The sequence below is a fragment of the Xanthomarina sp. GH4-25 genome (assembly GCF_045363175.1).
In the GTDB taxonomy this organism is placed as follows: Bacteria; Bacteroidota; Bacteroidia; order Flavobacteriales; family Flavobacteriaceae; genus Xanthomarina.
In genome coordinates, this window is record NZ_JBJFLO010000004.1 from 116,807 (window position 1) to 132,136 (window position 15,330).

At 32.9% G+C, this 15,330-nt stretch carries 17 protein-coding genes; 8 read left to right on the forward strand and 9 right to left on the reverse strand.

Translation table 11 applies throughout. The features are described 5' to 3' along the window. Positions 1 to 3: 3 nt before the first annotated feature. From ACI5KZ_RS06895 to ACI5KZ_RS06915, 5 genes are all read right to left on the reverse strand, one after another. Entirely contained in the window at positions 4 to 1,107 is a 1,104-nt protein-coding gene (locus ACI5KZ_RS06895) for a hypothetical protein (protein ID WP_109308252.1), read from the reverse strand. Between the two features lie 124 nt (positions 1,108 to 1,231). Beyond that, complete coding sequence (locus tag ACI5KZ_RS06900) at positions 1,232 to 2,221, reverse strand: aspartate-semialdehyde dehydrogenase (RefSeq protein ID WP_109308253.1); 990 nt, start codon at positions 2,219 to 2,221, stop codon at positions 1,232 to 1,234. Between the two features lie 114 nt (positions 2,222 to 2,335). Continuing rightward, positions 2,336 to 2,737: a large-conductance mechanosensitive channel protein MscL gene (mscL, locus tag ACI5KZ_RS06905; RefSeq protein WP_109308254.1), complete on the reverse strand. Its 402-nt coding sequence runs from the start codon at positions 2,735 to 2,737 to the stop codon at positions 2,336 to 2,338. Positions 2,738 to 2,799: 62 nt separating this feature from the next. Further along, the gene (gene alr / locus ACI5KZ_RS06910) at positions 2,800 to 3,906 is read right to left on the reverse strand and encodes an alanine racemase (protein WP_406847289.1); all 1,107 of its coding nucleotides are present in this window, start codon (positions 3,904 to 3,906) and stop codon (positions 2,800 to 2,802) included. 1 nt (position 3,907) lies between these two features. Next, positions 3,908 to 4,546 (reverse strand): thymidine kinase, encoded by a 639-nt coding sequence (locus ACI5KZ_RS06915; RefSeq protein ID WP_109308256.1) that lies wholly within the window; start codon positions 4,544 to 4,546, stop codon positions 3,908 to 3,910. A 103-nt stretch (positions 4,547 to 4,649) separates the two neighbouring features. On the opposite strand from ACI5KZ_RS06915, the gene ACI5KZ_RS06920 reads away from it, so the two are divergent. Genes ACI5KZ_RS06920 through ACI5KZ_RS06930 form a run of 3 tightly spaced genes read left to right on the forward strand, consistent with a single transcriptional unit; the run spans position 4,650 to position 6,670 of the window. Beyond that, complete coding sequence (locus ACI5KZ_RS06920) at positions 4,650 to 5,390, forward strand: hypothetical protein (protein WP_406847290.1); 741 nt, start codon at positions 4,650 to 4,652, stop codon at positions 5,388 to 5,390. Then, positions 5,390 to 6,061 (forward strand): 16S rRNA (cytidine(1402)-2'-O)-methyltransferase, encoded by a 672-nt coding sequence (gene rsmI, locus ACI5KZ_RS06925; protein WP_109308258.1) that lies wholly within the window; start codon positions 5,390 to 5,392, stop codon positions 6,059 to 6,061. Before ACI5KZ_RS06920 ends, rsmI begins: the two co-directional genes overlap by 1 nt. A 33-nt stretch (positions 6,062 to 6,094) precedes the next feature. After that, entirely contained in the window at positions 6,095 to 6,670 is a 576-nt protein-coding gene (locus tag ACI5KZ_RS06930; RefSeq protein WP_406847291.1) for a uracil-DNA glycosylase family protein, read from the forward strand. Positions 6,671 to 7,161: 491 nt separating this feature from the next. Here the strand turns inward: ACI5KZ_RS06930 and ACI5KZ_RS06935 are convergent, their stop codons facing one another. Further along, positions 7,162 to 7,764, reverse strand: a complete 603-nt coding sequence (locus ACI5KZ_RS06935) for a carboxymuconolactone decarboxylase family protein (protein ID WP_109308260.1) — start codon at positions 7,762 to 7,764, stop codon at positions 7,162 to 7,164. A 123-nt stretch (positions 7,765 to 7,887) separates the two neighbouring features. On the opposite strand from ACI5KZ_RS06935, the gene ACI5KZ_RS06940 reads away from it, so the two are divergent. From ACI5KZ_RS06940 to ACI5KZ_RS06955, 4 genes are all read left to right on the forward strand, one after another. Next, on the forward strand, positions 7,888 to 8,310 hold the full coding sequence (locus ACI5KZ_RS06940; RefSeq protein ID WP_109308261.1) for an OsmC family protein: 423 nt from the start codon (positions 7,888 to 7,890) through the stop codon (positions 8,308 to 8,310). A gap of 80 nt (positions 8,311 to 8,390) precedes the next feature. Continuing rightward, entirely contained in the window at positions 8,391 to 10,082 is a 1,692-nt protein-coding gene (recJ, locus tag ACI5KZ_RS06945; protein ID WP_406847378.1) for a single-stranded-DNA-specific exonuclease RecJ, read from the forward strand. Between the two features lie 117 nt (positions 10,083 to 10,199). Further along, positions 10,200 to 11,474 (forward strand): MFS transporter, encoded by a 1,275-nt coding sequence (locus ACI5KZ_RS06950; RefSeq protein ID WP_406847292.1) that lies wholly within the window; start codon positions 10,200 to 10,202, stop codon positions 11,472 to 11,474. A gap of 31 nt (positions 11,475 to 11,505) precedes the next feature. Next, entirely contained in the window at positions 11,506 to 13,008 is a 1,503-nt protein-coding gene (locus tag ACI5KZ_RS06955; RefSeq protein WP_406847293.1) for a hypothetical protein, read from the forward strand. 6 nt (positions 13,009 to 13,014) lie between these two features. On the opposite strand, the gene ACI5KZ_RS06960 is transcribed toward ACI5KZ_RS06955, so the two are convergent. Both ACI5KZ_RS06960 and ACI5KZ_RS06965 read right to left on the reverse strand, forming a co-directional pair. Further along, positions 13,015 to 13,767 carry a UDP-2,3-diacylglucosamine diphosphatase gene (locus tag ACI5KZ_RS06960; RefSeq protein WP_406847294.1) on the reverse strand — a complete coding sequence of 251 codons (753 nt, stop codon included), beginning with the start codon at positions 13,765 to 13,767 and terminating at the stop codon, positions 13,015 to 13,017. An 81-nt stretch (positions 13,768 to 13,848) separates the two neighbouring features. Beyond that, a complete protein-coding gene (locus ACI5KZ_RS06965) occupies positions 13,849 to 14,298 on the reverse strand; it encodes a 6-pyruvoyl trahydropterin synthase family protein (protein WP_406847295.1) in 450 nt (149 codons plus the stop codon). Positions 14,299 to 14,393: 95 nt separating this feature from the next. Between ACI5KZ_RS06965 and ACI5KZ_RS06970 the strand changes: the two genes are divergently transcribed. Then, positions 14,394 to 15,035 carry a 2OG-Fe(II) oxygenase gene (locus tag ACI5KZ_RS06970; RefSeq protein ID WP_406847296.1) on the forward strand — a complete coding sequence of 214 codons (642 nt, stop codon included), beginning with the start codon at positions 14,394 to 14,396 and terminating at the stop codon, positions 15,033 to 15,035. Between the two features lie 101 nt (positions 15,036 to 15,136). Here ACI5KZ_RS06970 and ACI5KZ_RS06975 read toward each other — a convergent pair whose 3' ends face one another. Continuing rightward, positions 15,137 to 15,313 carry a hypothetical protein gene (locus tag ACI5KZ_RS06975; RefSeq protein WP_165815782.1) on the reverse strand — a complete coding sequence of 59 codons (177 nt, stop codon included), beginning with the start codon at positions 15,311 to 15,313 and terminating at the stop codon, positions 15,137 to 15,139. Positions 15,314 to 15,330 lie beyond the last annotated feature (17 nt).

The window sequence follows — 15,330 nt, forward strand, 5'->3', positions numbered from 1 at the left end:
GTGTTAATTGCATTGTGTTGTTAATGAGTTAATCCACTCTTTAATTAATAGAACGCCTTCTTCATGTTTAAGTGTTCTCCCTAAAAGTGGCATTCTTTCGGATTCTACAACTGAATTCATTCTATAATATAAAACTGATCTACCAAAAGATCCAGGGTTGACAATATGTGTTAATCCTGCTCCAACAATTTCGGTATCTGGTTCTACGCAAATTCCTAAATTTACAGGATTGGCTGTAGATTCAAAATCAAACCTGATAGGTCTGTATGCGCAATGTGCTTCTTCAGAATGGCAATGTGCACAATTAATATCTAGATATGATCTAGCTCTTAAATTTAATGATTGTGAGGTATCATCCCAACTAGGTAAAGTTTCGATATCGGCTGGGTAGGTGTCTTCTAAATAACCCATTTCAGACCACCTTTGAAGTTGGTTTTTAGTTCCGGTATCATAATTGTAAAGTTTATTAAGATTTCTAGGTTTCGGACCAATAGGTATTGAAACATCTCCTGTTTTATGACAAGTATGGCATTCGGCTCCAGAGGGGACTCTATAATTAACACTGTTTGTAGTACTGTTTTCATCCCATTGAATGTAAACATCTCTACCGTTTAAATCGAAATCAGCTTCATTTTGATCTTCATTCCAGATGTATTCTGCAAAAACCCAACCTTCAGGTTTTTTAATCATTAATCGAGTTTCTATAATTTGAGTATTTTGGTTTGGGAGGACATTTTCAAAATAAAAATTCTTTATTAAAATGGTGCCTATTGGGAAATTTAAAATTTCACCATCGCTGAGATATCTTGCACTTACATTACTTGGCATCCATATAAATCTTTTTTTAAGAGCGTAATCTGAAAATAGAGGAGAACTAAGCTCAAAAGGTAAAACGCCATAAACAGGACTTAAATTTTTAAGTTCCCCTTCAAAAAAATTATATTCTGATAACGTTTGATAAGGAACTTCATCAATATTAAAGTTTACAGGTGATGTTTGTTCTGGTTGATGTGTTGGGTTTGGAATATAGTCATCATCTGCTGCACAAGAATAAAATCCAAGACAAGTTAAGATAATAGAAAATAGGGAAAAGTATTTTTTAATCATTTACCAACAAAATAGCGTGTAATTTACATAAAATACAATTATTTAGCAATAAATAGATTATAAGTATATAAATTTATATGAACTTCTTAAAAATTGATAAAGCAATTCATCTAAATATCCGAGTTTAAATTAGTCTGTTTTTTACTAAATATTCAGCTATTTGAACGGTATTTGTGGCAGCACCTTTTCTTAAATTATCACTTACAATCCATAAGTTTAAGGTGTTTGGTTGTGATTCGTCTCTTCTAATTCTTCCTACAAAAACATCGTCTTTTCCATGAGCATAAATTGGCATGGGATACATATTAACATCTACATTGTCTTGCACTACAACACCAGCAGTATTGCTTAAAAGTTGACGAATATCAGACACAACAAAATCATTTTTAAATTCTACATTCACAGCTTCACTATGTCCTCCGGAAGTAGGGATTCGTACTGCAGTGGCTGTGATAGAAATGGTTTTATCGTCTAGAATTTTTTGCGTTTCACGAACCAATTTCATTTCTTCTTTAGTGTAACCATTCTCTTCAAAGACATCACAATGTGGCAACGCATTTTTATGAATTGGATACGGATAAGCCATTTCGCCCTTTACACCTGCAAGTTCATTTTCCAATTGTTTTATGGCTTTTACACCAGTTCCGGAAATGGATTGATAGGTAGAAACTACAATTCGCTTAATTTTATATTTTTTATGTAAAGGTGCTAATGCCATGACCATTTGTATGGTCGAGCAATTTGGGTTGGCAATAATTTTATCTAATTTCGTTAGTGAATTGGCATTAATTTCTGGAACTACCAATTTCTTGTCTAAATCCATTCGCCATGCTGATGAGTTATCTATAACAGTCGTTCCAATTTCTGCAAATTTTGGAGCCCATTCTATAGAGGTTTCGCCTCCTGCTGAAAACAAGGCAATATCTGGCTTCATAGAAACTGCTGTCGCTAGAGATACTACTTTGTAATCCTTGTTTTTATAAGAAATTATTTTACCAACAGATTTTTCGGAGGCAACTGGAATTAATTCAGTTAATGGAAAATTTCGTTCTTTTAGGACTTCTAACATGACTTCTCCAACCATTCCTGTGACTCCAACTACTGCAACTTTCATAGAAAAATATTTATAAGACAAATTTATAAATTAAATCATGTAGTCATTCTAAAAAAAGCATAAAAAAACAGCTTCCATTGGAAGCTGTTTTTTTAATCTAATAAAATTTTAAATCTATTTTTTTAAGGCGTCTCTAATTTCTTTTAAAAGATCATTATCTGAAGGCCCTGCAGGTGCTTCTGGTGCTGGCTCTTCTTTTTTCTTCATTTTATTAACGCCTTTTACAACCATAAACATCACAAAAGCGACAATAATAAAATCTATAACATTAGTTAAGAATGTTCCGTATTCTAAATAAACTTCTCCTATCATTTCTCCGGCATCGTTTAATGTTCCATCTTGTAATTTGTATTTTAAATCTTTAAAGTCTGCATTGAATATCAACCCAATTAAAGGAGACACTATACCTCCTGTAAAAGCAGTTACTACTTCCTTAAATGCAGCTCCCATGACAAAACCAACGGCAATGTCAATCAAATTGCCTTTCATGGCAAATTCTTTAAATTCTTTTAACATAATTAGTGTTTTTAATAGTTAGTGTAAGTGACTAATTTAAATAAAAAAAATAGAAAAGAAAACTATTTAATTATCAATCGTTTAATACGTTGCGAAATAGCTGTAATTATTTCGTACGAAATGGTGTTGGCACTTTGTGCAAAATGAGATGCATTAGGTTGCTTGCCAAAAACAATCACTTCATCACCTTCTTGACAATCAATATCTGTCACGTTAACCATTATCATGTCCATACATACATTACCTACTATATATGCTGGTTTTCCATTTATGGTTACAAAACCTTTGCCATTTCCATATTGCCTGCCTATACCATCTGCATGACCAATAGGTATGGTTGCTGTACGCATAAATTTGTCACTTTTAAAAGCTCTATTATATCCAACAGTTTCTCCTTTTTCAATGGTGTGTATTTGAGAAATAACAGATTTTAAAGTAGCAATTGGCCTAAAATGTTTATTTTCTTTTTCTGAATTTCCAAAACCATAAATTCCTATGCCACTTCTAACCATGTCTAAATGGGCTTCTGGAAAATTTAATATTCCAGACGTATTACATAAATGAAGCATTGGTTTATAACCAACAGTTTCTATAAATTTTTCAGAGATAGAATGAAAAGATTGTATTTGATTTAAAGTGAATTCTTTTTCGTTTAAATCTTCACTTGCTGCTAAATGAGAGAATATCGATGTTACTTTTACCGATGTTGATTGAAGTAGTTTTTCATGAATCGTTAGAATATCAGTCTCATTAAAACCTAATCTATTTAAACCTGTATTAAACTTAATATGAATGGGATAATTTTTCTGGTTCTCTAAAGTAGCAGCCTCAAGAAATGAGTTAAAACTTTTAAAATTGTACAAGCTTGGTTCAAGGCAGCGCTCAATAAGGGTTTTGTAATTTATGGGTTGTGGGTGTAAGACTAGAATAGGTTTTGTAATGCCAGCATCTCTTAAAGCGACCCCTTCATTTGTATAAGCTACTGCAAAATAATCTACTTCAAAATTTTGTAAATAGTTAGCTATTTCTTGAGCATCACTGCCATAAGCATAAGCTTTAACAACAACTAATAATTTGGTGTTTTTAGTGATTCTGGATTTAAGATATTCAAAATTATGTTGGAGCGCTTTTAAGTCTATTTCAAGGACTGTTTCTTGAGTTTTAGGCATGCTATTTATCAGATTTTGAAGAGATTTCTTCGGCATCATTCACTTTCATATTTCTCACTTTATCACGCATCATCGCTTTATAATATGCAGCCCGACTTAATGGTTCGTATTCATCTACTTCACCTAGTAAAACCAAATTGTCGTTTTTAGATAACCTGTAACTGTATTGGGCTAAATTTCCAGTTCGGGTGCAAATAGCATGAACTTTAGTAACATACTCTGCAGTTGCCATTAAATTTGGCATAGGGCCAAATGGATTCCCTTTAAAATCCATATCCAATCCAGCAACAATAACACGAACGCCTTTATTTGCCAAATCATTACAAACTCGAACAATCTCATCGTCGAAAAATTGAGCTTCATCAATTCCAACGACATCGCAACCATCGGCTAGAATAGGAATGTTTGCTGCTGCAGGAACAGGAGTTGAACGAATTTCGTTAGAGTCGTGAGACACAACCATATCTTCGTCGTATCTAGTATCGATTGCTGGTTTAAAAATCTCCACTTTTTGCCTTGCAAATTGTGCACGTTTAAGCCTACGAATCAATTCTTCGGTTTTTCCAGAGAACATGGAACCACAGATTACTTCTATCCAACCAAATTGTTCTTTATGATTTACTGTATTTTCGAGAAACATTTTGTAATTTTAACACTAAAACAAAGCGAAATTTCGTTTTGTATAAAGGTGGCGTAAATTTATTAAAAATAAAAAGCATAAAATAGATTAAATTTTAAAAGTTATGAAGAAGAAACTTGAAGCAGAATTAATGAGTATTGCTCATAGAATTTTAAAATTAAAAGGAAAAGATAATATTGATAAAATGCACCAAGAAGTTGCTGCACTTTACGAAAAATTAACGGTTTTAAAATTTGCTAAAGAGAATTTTGAAGATGATATTCCTACGATTGGTAACGATTCTTCATTTTTTGATATGTTAGATGTGGCATTTAATAACAAAGTGAGTGATAACATAGAGTTTGAAGACAGAACCTATGTCAATTTAGACGATAGAGAGCATGATGAAATCATGGAACCTGCTATAGAAAAAATTAAAGATATGGTAGCCCAAATGCCAATTGAAGCGCAGCATGTAGATACCATTTTTGAAAAAGCGATTCCAAAAAAACAATACCATAAAAACGATTTAGAAGAAATAACAGCAGGTTTTGAAGAAATCCCAGAGTTTGAACCTGTAACAAATGGTAATAAAAATAACGACGCAAAAAAGTCTTTAAACGATAAACTTAAAAGTGGCGGTCTTAATATTGGATTAAACGATAAACTAGCGTTTATTAAACATTTATTCGATGGAAAAGCTACCGATTACGATCGTGTTCTTTCACAAATTAATACTAGTAGTTCTTTTAATGAAGCCGAGAATCTTATTCAAAATGTGGTGAAACCAGATTATAATAACTGGAAAGGCAAAGAAGAATTCGAAATACGTTTTATGGAAATTCTAGAAAGTAAATTTAATTAATGAGTAAACTTTATATTGTTCCTACTCCCATTGGAAATTTAAAAGACATGACTTTTAGAGCTGTTGAGGTTTTAAAGGACGTCGATTTAATTCTAGCTGAAGACACAAGAACTTCCGGGAAATTGTTAAAACATTTTGAGATTTCCACACCATCGCAATCCCACCACATGCATAACGAGCATAAAACAGTTGAAGGGTTGATTAATAAAATTAAAAGCGGTGTCACAATTGCATTAATTAGTGATGCAGGAACACCAGCCATTTCAGATCCTGGGTTTTTACTTACTAGAGCTTGTATTGAAAATAATATAGAAGTAGATTGCCTTCCTGGAGCCACAGCCTTTGTTCCAGCTTTAGTGAATAGTGGTTTACCAAACGATAAATTTGTATTCGAAGGTTTTTTACCAGTTAAAAAAGGCAGACAAACCAGATTGTTATTGCTAGCTGAAGAAACCAGAACCATTATCTTTTACGAAAGCCCTCACAAACTCATTAAAACACTCACGCATTTTTGCGAGTATTTTGGTGAAGATAGACCAGTTTCTGTCTCTCGCGAATTAACTAAACTCTACGAAGAAACCATTCGAGGAACTGTTAAAGAAGTCCTTAAACACTATACCAACAAACCACCAAAAGGAGAGATTGTGATAATTGTTGGAGGAAAACCTTGAAAAGGATAATTAATTATTGTCATTCTTAACAAAGTGAAGAATCTGTTAAAAGATATTAGGCAATGCACTATTTGCAAAGAACATTTACCTCTTGGTCCAAGACCTATTGTGTCTGCACATCCAGAAGCTAAAATAATTATTATTGGTCAGGCTCCAGGTACAAGTGTGCATAAAACGGGAATTCCCTGGAATGACCCTAGTGGTCGACAATTAAGAAACTGGCTCAATGTCTCTGAAGAAATTTTTTACGATGAAACCAAAATAGCTTTAGTGCCAATGGGGTTTTGTTACCCAGGAAAAGGCAAGAGTGGCGATTTACCTCCAAGACCAGAATGTGCTCCACAATGGCATCAAAAATTATTAGACCAAATGCCTAACTTGGAATTAGTTATTCTTATTGGCATGTACTCACAAAAATATTATTTAAAAGAAAAAGCAAAACGAACTTTAACTGAGACTGTAGCCGAATACAAAACCTATTTGCCAAAATATTTGCCGTTACCACATCCAAGCCCTCGAAATAGGTTTTGGTTATCTAAGAATCCTTGGTTTGTGAAGGAGGTTATTCCTGAGTTAAAACGAGCAGTGAAAACTATCCTGAACCAGTAATAGGATTATATATGATTTTTAAAATTGATTCTATTTTTTCAGTTTGAAAGATTACTAAATAAATAGTAGCAATAAGCACAGGTAGTACTGTTGAATACACTAAAAATTTTAAACACATCAATGTGTATTTCCCTTTTATATTTATATTAAAAAGTCCCATATATTTCAATTTTTTGATAAAATATTGCAGGCGTTTTGTTCGAACTGTGACACGACTGCCACAAAAATAAATAGCCTTTCTAAATTTTGTTAAGACATGAAATCATTTGCCTTAGAATGTTTATCAAAACAAATGTATTGTTTAAAAGTATTTAGAAATGTTCTAAATAATGATATTGAAAGAAGTATCCCAATCATTTATTAAAAACAATCTATTATTAACAATAAAAAAACCTCACTATCTCTAGTAAGGTTTTTATCTAATTTATCTAAAAGCGAAGCGCTCTAAAAATCTAACAATCTAGATTCCTGCCTTCACAAGAATGAGAATACTAATATTGCGATCCATCGTGTTTTCCAACATTGTAACCATGCTTTCCCAAGTATTTATTACCACTTTCTACAGCACCTTCTTCAATACTTGTTCCCATGCTGTCGTTCCATCTGTTTAAGTAGCCAAATAAAGAAATAACACCTAGCATTTCTACAATTTCTCCTTCATTCCAATGTTCGTACAAACGTTTTTTAATATCAGCATTCACGTCGTTTGGCACCTGACTTGCAGCCAAACTGAAATCTAATGCAGCACGTTCGGCTTCGTTAAAAGCTGGATGTGTTCGGTATTCCCAAATATTATCTAGTTGTTCTTGCTCTGCTCCATAACGTTCGGCAGCACGAATGGCATGTGCTTGACAATATCTGCAACCAGTAGAATTACTAGAAACCCAAGCAATCATACGCTTTAAAGCAGAAGTGACTCTACCTTCATTAGCCATTACGGCCTTATTCAAATTAATAAAAGCTTTAGAAATAGCTGGTCTTCGTTGCATGGTTAAAACCGAATTCGGACAAAATCCAAGCGTTTCATTAAAGAATTCTGCTAATTCCTTGGTTTCTAAATCATGATCGGCTGATAATGGTGTTACTAATGGCATAGTCTAAATTTTATTGGTATTTTTGATTAAAAGAGTACTTAAAGTGTGCTAAAGTTATAAGTATTTAAAGTTTTAAACAACAACTTTAAGTATTTTAGACATACATAACTTAAAACTATAAAAATGACTAATAAAGTAACAACACATTGGAAAGGCAATTTACAATTTGAATCGGACAACCCCAACGGAAAAACCGTCCTAATGGATACCAGTCCAGAACATGGAGGTCATAGTTCAGGCCTGAGCCCGAAAGCCATGATGCTTTCTGCACTTGCTGGATGTTCTGGTTTAGATGTGGTGTCAGTGTTAGACAAAATGAAGGTGAAGGTTTCAGATTTCAGAATGGATACTTATGGCGAATTAACCGAAGAACATCCAAAATATTATCATACGGTTTCCGTAGAATATCATTTTTATGGCGAAAACTTAGATGAAAAAAAGATTAAAAAAGCCGTCGATTTATCCGTTGAAAAATATTGTGGTGTTATGGAAATGTTTCGCAAATTTTCAACTGTAAAGACCTCTATACATTATCATAACAAGTAATAATTGTCATGCTGGGCTTGTCGAAGCATCTCAATGCGAAATTATACACTACTTTCAAAGTGGCTTAAATGTTAAAAAACATGCGTTGGACCATTAAATCAAAACCAGAAGCTGAAAAATTAACAGCCTTAAAAAATGCCCTTCAAGTAGATGAGGTTGTGGCTACTTTGTTGTTGCAACGTGGTATTGAAACTTATGAAGAGGCTAAAGCATTTTTTAGGCCAAATTTAGAGCAATTGCACGATCCTTATTTAATGAAAGATATGGATCAAGCTGTTGAACGCATCCAACTGGCTTTGGCAAATAATGAAAACATTCTAGTTTTTGGCGATTATGATGTAGATGGAACGTCTTCGGTGGCCTTAATGTCAACTTACCTTAAAACAAGGACAGAGCAAGTTGCCACTTATATTCCTGATAGATATGATGAAGGTTATGGGGTCTCCATAAGAGGCATCGACTTCGCTCACGACAACGATTTTTCGCTTATTATCGCTTTAGATTGTGGTGTCAAAGCTATCGATAAAGTAGCATATGCTAAAGAAAAAGGGATTGATTTTATTATTTGCGATCATCATAGACCTGGAACAAACCTTCCAGATGCCATTGCTATTTTAGATCCTAAACGAGACGATTGCAACTATCCGTTCAAAGAACTTTGTGGATGTGGCGTAGGTTTTAAACTTATTCAAGCTTTAGCTTTAAATGAAGGAAAATCAGTTGATGAATTAACCGAATATTTGGATTTGGTTGCCACAGCCATTGGAGCAGATATTGTTCCTATTGTTGGAGAGAACAGGGTTTTGGCTTATTTGGGACTACAAGTAATCAACACCAATCCACGACCAGGAATTAAAGCCATCATCAATCAGGTTAAAAAAGAGGAACTTACTATTACCGACGTTGTTTTTATTGTCGCTCCAAGAATCAATGCTGCTGGACGCATGAAACATGGAAATTATGCCGTGACCTTATTAAGTGAAACGGATTACGATTTAGCCGAACAATATGCGGAAGAAATTGAAGCATTTAACACTGATAGACGTGAAGCCGATCAACGCATTACAGACGAAGCGCTTAAACAAATAGAAATCAACCAAGAACATGAAGGTTTTACAACCGTTGTATATCATGAAACCTGGCACAAAGGTGTTATTGGAATTGTGGCTTCAAGGCTAATAGAAACTTATTACAGACCCACTTTAGTGTTTACTAAAAGTGGTGATAAATTAGCTGCTTCGGCTCGTTCGGTTTCAGGATTTGATGTGTATAATGCTTTGGAAGCTTGTAGCGAACATATTGAGCAGTTTGGAGGCCATAAATATGCAGCAGGACTAACACTTAAGGAAGAAAATTACGAAGTTTTCAAACAAGCTTTTGAAGATGAAGTCTCGCGAACTATTGATAAACATTTACTAGTTCCAGAAATTAAAATAGACTTTAAAATAAACCTACAACAAATTGATAATAAGTTATGGCGTATTTTATGCCAGTTTGCGCCTTTTGGCCCAGGAAATATGACACCTATTTTTATGTCTGAAAATCTTAGAGATACAGGTTATGGTAAATGTGTCGGCGAAGATGATAAACATTTACGAATAACGGTTACACAAACAGGCGTAGAAAAATTAGTTTGCATAGGCTTTAATTTAGGAGACAAGTTAAGTCTAATTAAAAACAAAAAGCCTTTTAAAGCTGTTTATTCTATAGATGAAAATCACTGGCAAGGCAACACCTCACTTCAATTAAAATTGAGAGATCTTAAAGAATAAGAAAAGAGTATTTAGATTTCTGTCAAAAATTAAAATAAAAGATATTTCTAATATACATTTGTGCAAAATACTAAATAGCCTTTTTAGATTGCAACATCTAATAAAGGATTGGATATTATGAAAAATCCCAACAAAAAAGATCCTTACGCAGCTTTACGAATTAAAGAATTCAATATTTTTTTATTATTGCGTTTTGCTTTGGTTTTTGCATGGTCTATGCAATTTATAATTATAGAATGGCAAGTATACAGTATAACTAAAGACCCTTTGTCTTTAGGGATTATTGGACTTATGGAGATTGTTCCAGCTTTGTCTATGGCCTTATTTGCTGGACATATTGTGGACCAAAAAGAAAAACGAAATTTGTTAGCTATATGTATTTCGTTCTTTTCATTAATAAGCTTAGGTCTTTTTCTACTAACATGGCCAAAAATTGTTCAAGACTGGTCAACGAATTCGGTGTTATATTGTATATATGCCTTGGTGTTTTTTGGTGGATTTATTCGTGCCTTTTTCGGACCCACCATTTTTTCATTAATTGCGTTAATTGTTCCTAAGAAAATTTATCCAAATGCCGCTACTTGGAGTAGTTCAACATGGCAAATGGCATCCGTTTTAGGACCAGCAACGGCTGGTGTTTTAATTAGCATTATTGGTGTGCATTGGTCTTTATGTTTTGTATTTGGTTTGGTTATGTTTTCATTAATCACGTTATCGCAAATAAAAAAGAAACCTATATTAAACCCTAAAATTGGAGAACCTGTTATGCAAAGCTTAAAAGAAGGTATCCGATTTGTGTTTAAAACCAAAGCCATTTTAGGAGCTATTACTTTAGATATGGTTGCTGTACTTTTTGGAGGAGCGGTTGCCTTACTACCAATATTTGCACAAGATATTTTAAAAGTTGGAAGTGAAGGATTTGGGGTTTTACGTGCTGCTCCTGCTGTAGGCGCTTTTTTAACCATGTTGGCAACGGCGTATCTTCCAATAAGCAAAAATGCTGGAATGAAATTACTTGCAGCTATTTTCGGTTTTGGAGTTTGTATTATTGTATTTGGGTTGTCGTCTATTTTCTGGATTTCGGTTGTGGCATTATTTTTTAGTGGTGTAACAGATGGTGTTTCCATGGTTATTAGACAAACCATTTTACAAATTAAAACACCAGACCACATGAGAGGTCGTGTATCTTCGGTAAACTCTATGTTTGTTGGATCATCCAACGAGCTTGGTGCTTTTGAAAGTGGCGTGACAGCCAAACTTATGGGAACTGTGACTGCTGTAGTTTTTGGAGGAACCATGACATTAATAACTGTAATTACTACAGGAATTGTGTCTCCTTCGTTTAGAAAATTAGATTTGAGAAAAGATATTGAGGAACATGAGAAGGGTTAATAATTATTTATATTTGAAAAATAATAGAATTATGAGAAGACTAGTGCTTTTTTTATTTGTTTTTACGATTATAAACTCTTGTAGCGAAGATGATTCTGAAGTTATCATTGACGACTCCATAATTGAATCTAATTGTGGTGGAACGTTTGAAGGAGATGTTTTATTAACATCTCAAGAGGAAGTTGATGCTTTTGGCGCTTTATGTTATGCTAAAATTGAGGGTTCTTTAGAAATTGAGGGTTCTGATATAGTTGATTTAACTAGTTTAAACTTTTTGAATCATGTTAGCGAAAACGTAAGAATTGAATTTAATGAAGCTTTAACAACATTATCAGGTTTAGGAGCTTTAACAACAGTTGGTGGAGATTGTTATATATCAAGAAACACTTTATTGGTGTCTCTCGAGGAATTGAATCATCTTGAGTCAGTTGGAGGAAGATTATATATAGGTTTCACCCCTTTATTAACAACATTTACAGGGTTGGAAAACTTAGAATCTATTGGCGGCTTAGGAATCGTTCAAAATGAAAGCTTGGAATCTTTAAGCGCATTCGTCAATATTTCTTCATTAAGCTCCATATTTATTTCTGATAACGATTCTTTGGTTAGTTTAGAAGGTTTAGAAAATATTGAAACCATTTTATATGACTTAGTAATAAAAGGCAATACATCTTTAAATAATATAGCGCATTTAGAAAACTTAGTTTCCATTCAAGGAGATATTAGAATTTATGCTAATGGTTCTTTAAATTCTTTAAATGGGTTGGAAAATGTTTCGTCTTTTAGTGGTAATATTTCAATTTATGAAAATTATGCTTTAAATAACATCCAAGGGCTTCAAAGTATAAGTGGTGAAGTTAATAGGTTGGAAATATACCAGAATGGAAATTTAGAAACATTAAATGGTTTAGAGAATATAACAACTGTAAATGAAAATTTAAGAATAGATGTAAATTCAAATCTTAACAGTATAACAGCTTTAGCAAATTTAAATTATGTTGGAGCTATAAGTATATCTAATAATTATAGCTTAACAAGTTTAAATGGATTAGAGAATATAAATACAGTTCACGGTGATTTAAATATTAGTGTAAACTCTGATTTGGATTCTATTTCGGCCTTGGTAAATATTACATTAATTGGAGGAAGTTTAAATATTTATAATAATAGCTCATTAACTTCTTTAAATGGTCTTGAAAGTTTAACTCGTGTTGAGGGTGGAGTTTTTATTGGTGGAAACAATAACTTTACAAGTTTAAATGGACTAGATAATATTCAAGTTATTTTGGGAGATTTAGAAATATTTGGCCATAATACATTAACTTCTTTGGATGGTCTTGAAAGTTTGGAGTCTGTCAACAATGTTTTTATTGGTATAAATGTAAACAACACTTATTATGGTAATTTGAATTTATCTAATTTCTGTGCCTTAACAAACCTTTTTAATACTGGAAATTACAATGATGTAAATATTGCTAATAATGCGTATAATCCAACAGTTCAGGATATTTTAGATGGAAATTGTAGTCAATAAAATAGACTAATACTCCTTCAACTCCATAACGTCACCATCAAAAACACCATAAGTATAATAACTAATCCAATCGCCAAGATTAATGTATTTAGAGTTTTCGTTTAAGTCAATATTTAAAGGCAAATGTCTGTGTCCGAACACGTAATAATCTCTGTGTTTCTCTTCTTGCTTTTTTTTGCAATATTGCACCAGCCATTCGTTGTCTTCGCCTAAAAACTTCGCATCTTCATCTCCAGAAATCAGTTTGTTTTTTACAGACATGTATTGAGCCAGTTTCACACCTAAATCTGGATGCAACCAACGAAACAACCATTTACTAAACGGATTAGTAAACACTTTTTTCATGCGTTTATAACCTTTGTCACCAGGGCCTAAACCATCTCCATGACCAATTAAAAACGTCTTATTGTTAAAATTAAATTCTTTGGGTTTGTGATATACTGGAATGTTTAGTTCTTCTTCAAAATAGCCATTCATCCAAAGATCATGATTCCCAACAAAGTAGTAAATAGGAATTCCCGAATCACTAATTTCTGCAAGTTTCCCAAGAGTTCTAGTAAACCCTTTTGGGACAACAGTTTTATATTCAAACCAAAAATCGAAGAGATCACCAATTAAAAAAATAGCTGCTGCATCTTGTTTAACTTCATCCAACCAAGCCACAAATTTCTTTTCACGAGGACGTGACTGTTCTTGTGTTGGAGCTCCAAGATGATTATCAGAAGCGAAATAAATTTTTTTTCCTTTGGGAATATTCATGAAGTAAATATAAATAAAATAGCCACGAATTCACGAATGATTATTTGTAAAAGCGCTTTAACTGAAAACTGTGACTGTTAACTAATTATCAGAAGCATACCATTCAGCAAAACTTGTATCTGTTTCTTGTAGTCTTAGAGAAAATAAAGAAATATGGTTTGGTAATTGTCTTTTAATTTTTACAGCAAAATCAATCACCATCATTTCACTGGTTGGTTGATAGTCTACTAAAAGCACACTATGTCCTCTAATTTCAAGTTCTTTAGCCAACTCCACATGTGGTGTGTTTTTATTAAAAACGGTTGCATGATCAAAAACATCTACAATTTCGTTTTTTACTATTTTTTTAAGATCACCAAAGTCTATAACCATTCCAAACTTGACATTGTTTGTGTCCGAAACTGGAGTGCCGATTACGGTAACAGATAATTTATAACTATGTCCATGGACATTTTTACATTTCCCATCGTAGCCATAAAGCGCATGACCAGTTTCAAAAGAAAATTGTTTTGTAATTCTTATTTTACTCATTGTAAACGTTATTATGAGTGCAAAGATAATCGTTTTGTTAAACCAATCTGATTTTAGACTACATTTGCGCGCTTTTAAATAAATGGAGCATATTAATGAGTCAGCTTTTTGAAGAAATTGCTTTTGTTGAAAACCCTCAATACGAGCGTATTATTGAGGATATTTTAGCAAGACAATACAGCGTTGTTGAAGATTTTTTTACAGATGAAGAGGTTTTGGTTTTAAGACAGTCTTTAATAGAAAAACATGAAGAAGATGCTTTTAAAAAAGCAGCTATTGGAAATCGTGTCAACGAAATTATTGTAAAATCGATTCGTGGAGATGTTATTTTATGGATTGACGAGATGAAAGCAAATGAAGCTGAAATGATTTTTTTTAACAAGATTAACAGTTTGGTAAGCTATCTTAACAAAACCTGTTTTTTAGGGATATTACATAAAGAGTTTCATTATGCATTATATCCTGAAGGCACGTTTTATAAAAGACATATAGATACCTTTCAAAATGATGATAGACGTAAGCTGTCTATTGTTTGCTATTTAAATGAAGCTGGTTGGATACCAGAAAATGGTGGTGAACTGGTATTGTATTTAGATGAAAACGGTAAAGAAACAGAAAAAGTGATTTATCCGTTTCCTGGACGTTTGGTTGTTTTTGAAAGCCAAGTTATAGAACACGAAGTGAAACCTGTAAAAACAGAAAGAATGAGTATTACAGGTTGGTTAAAAACACGCTAGTTTACCTTTTTTTTCTACGATTATACACGTAAATAATAATTAATACGACTGCTAAAACTAGAAACAATCCGTTTCCACTTAAAAAATTTAAAAAATCCATATTATTCGTTATTTGATTTGTTTTTGTTGTATCTAAAAATAGCGTAAGCAATAATAACAAGTGTTACAAAAGGCAGCAAGCTTCCAATAAACACACCTATTTCATAAGAGTTATCTGGAGCATTATTAATTTTTTCGTTGATATCTACTTTTTGAAGTAAGCTTATTATAGAAAACATTATTTTATTTTTTTGTT

Excerpts from the sequence above, each read along its gene's own strand:
- ACI5KZ_RS06895 (WP_109308252.1), bottom strand. The coding sequence starts at position 1,107 with ATGATTAAAAAATACTTTTCCCTATTTTCTATTATCTTAACTTGTCTT.
- ACI5KZ_RS06900 (WP_109308253.1), bottom strand. The coding sequence starts at position 2,221 with ATGAAAGTTGCAGTAGTTGGAGTCACAGGAATGGTTGGAGAAGTCATG.
- mscL (WP_109308254.1), bottom strand. The coding sequence starts at position 2,737 with ATGTTAAAAGAATTTAAAGAATTTGCCATGAAAGGCAATTTGATTGAC.
- alr (WP_406847289.1), bottom strand. The coding sequence starts at position 3,906 with ATGCCTAAAACTCAAGAAACAGTCCTTGAAATAGACTTAAAAGCGCTC.
- ACI5KZ_RS06915 (WP_109308256.1), bottom strand. The coding sequence starts at position 4,546 with ATGTTTCTCGAAAATACAGTAAATCATAAAGAACAATTTGGTTGGATA.
- ACI5KZ_RS06920 (WP_406847290.1), top strand. The coding sequence starts at position 4,650 with ATGAAGAAGAAACTTGAAGCAGAATTAATGAGTATTGCTCATAGAATT.
- rsmI (WP_109308258.1), top strand. The coding sequence starts at position 5,390 with ATGAGTAAACTTTATATTGTTCCTACTCCCATTGGAAATTTAAAAGAC.
- ACI5KZ_RS06935 (WP_109308260.1), bottom strand. The coding sequence starts at position 7,764 with ATGCCATTAGTAACACCATTATCAGCCGATCATGATTTAGAAACCAAG.
- ACI5KZ_RS06940 (WP_109308261.1), top strand. The coding sequence starts at position 7,888 with ATGACTAATAAAGTAACAACACATTGGAAAGGCAATTTACAATTTGAA.
- recJ (WP_406847378.1), top strand. The coding sequence starts at position 8,391 with ATGCGTTGGACCATTAAATCAAAACCAGAAGCTGAAAAATTAACAGCC.
- ACI5KZ_RS06950 (WP_406847292.1), top strand. The coding sequence starts at position 10,200 with ATGAAAAATCCCAACAAAAAAGATCCTTACGCAGCTTTACGAATTAAA.
- ACI5KZ_RS06955 (WP_406847293.1), top strand. The coding sequence starts at position 11,506 with ATGAGAAGACTAGTGCTTTTTTTATTTGTTTTTACGATTATAAACTCT.
- ACI5KZ_RS06960 (WP_406847294.1), bottom strand. The coding sequence starts at position 13,767 with ATGAATATTCCCAAAGGAAAAAAAATTTATTTCGCTTCTGATAATCAT.
- ACI5KZ_RS06965 (WP_406847295.1), bottom strand. The coding sequence starts at position 14,298 with ATGAGTAAAATAAGAATTACAAAACAATTTTCTTTTGAAACTGGTCAT.
- ACI5KZ_RS06970 (WP_406847296.1), top strand. The coding sequence starts at position 14,394 with ATGAGTCAGCTTTTTGAAGAAATTGCTTTTGTTGAAAACCCTCAATAC.
- ACI5KZ_RS06975 (WP_165815782.1), bottom strand. The coding sequence starts at position 15,313 with ATGTTTTCTATAATAAGCTTACTTCAAAAAGTAGATATCAACGAAAAA.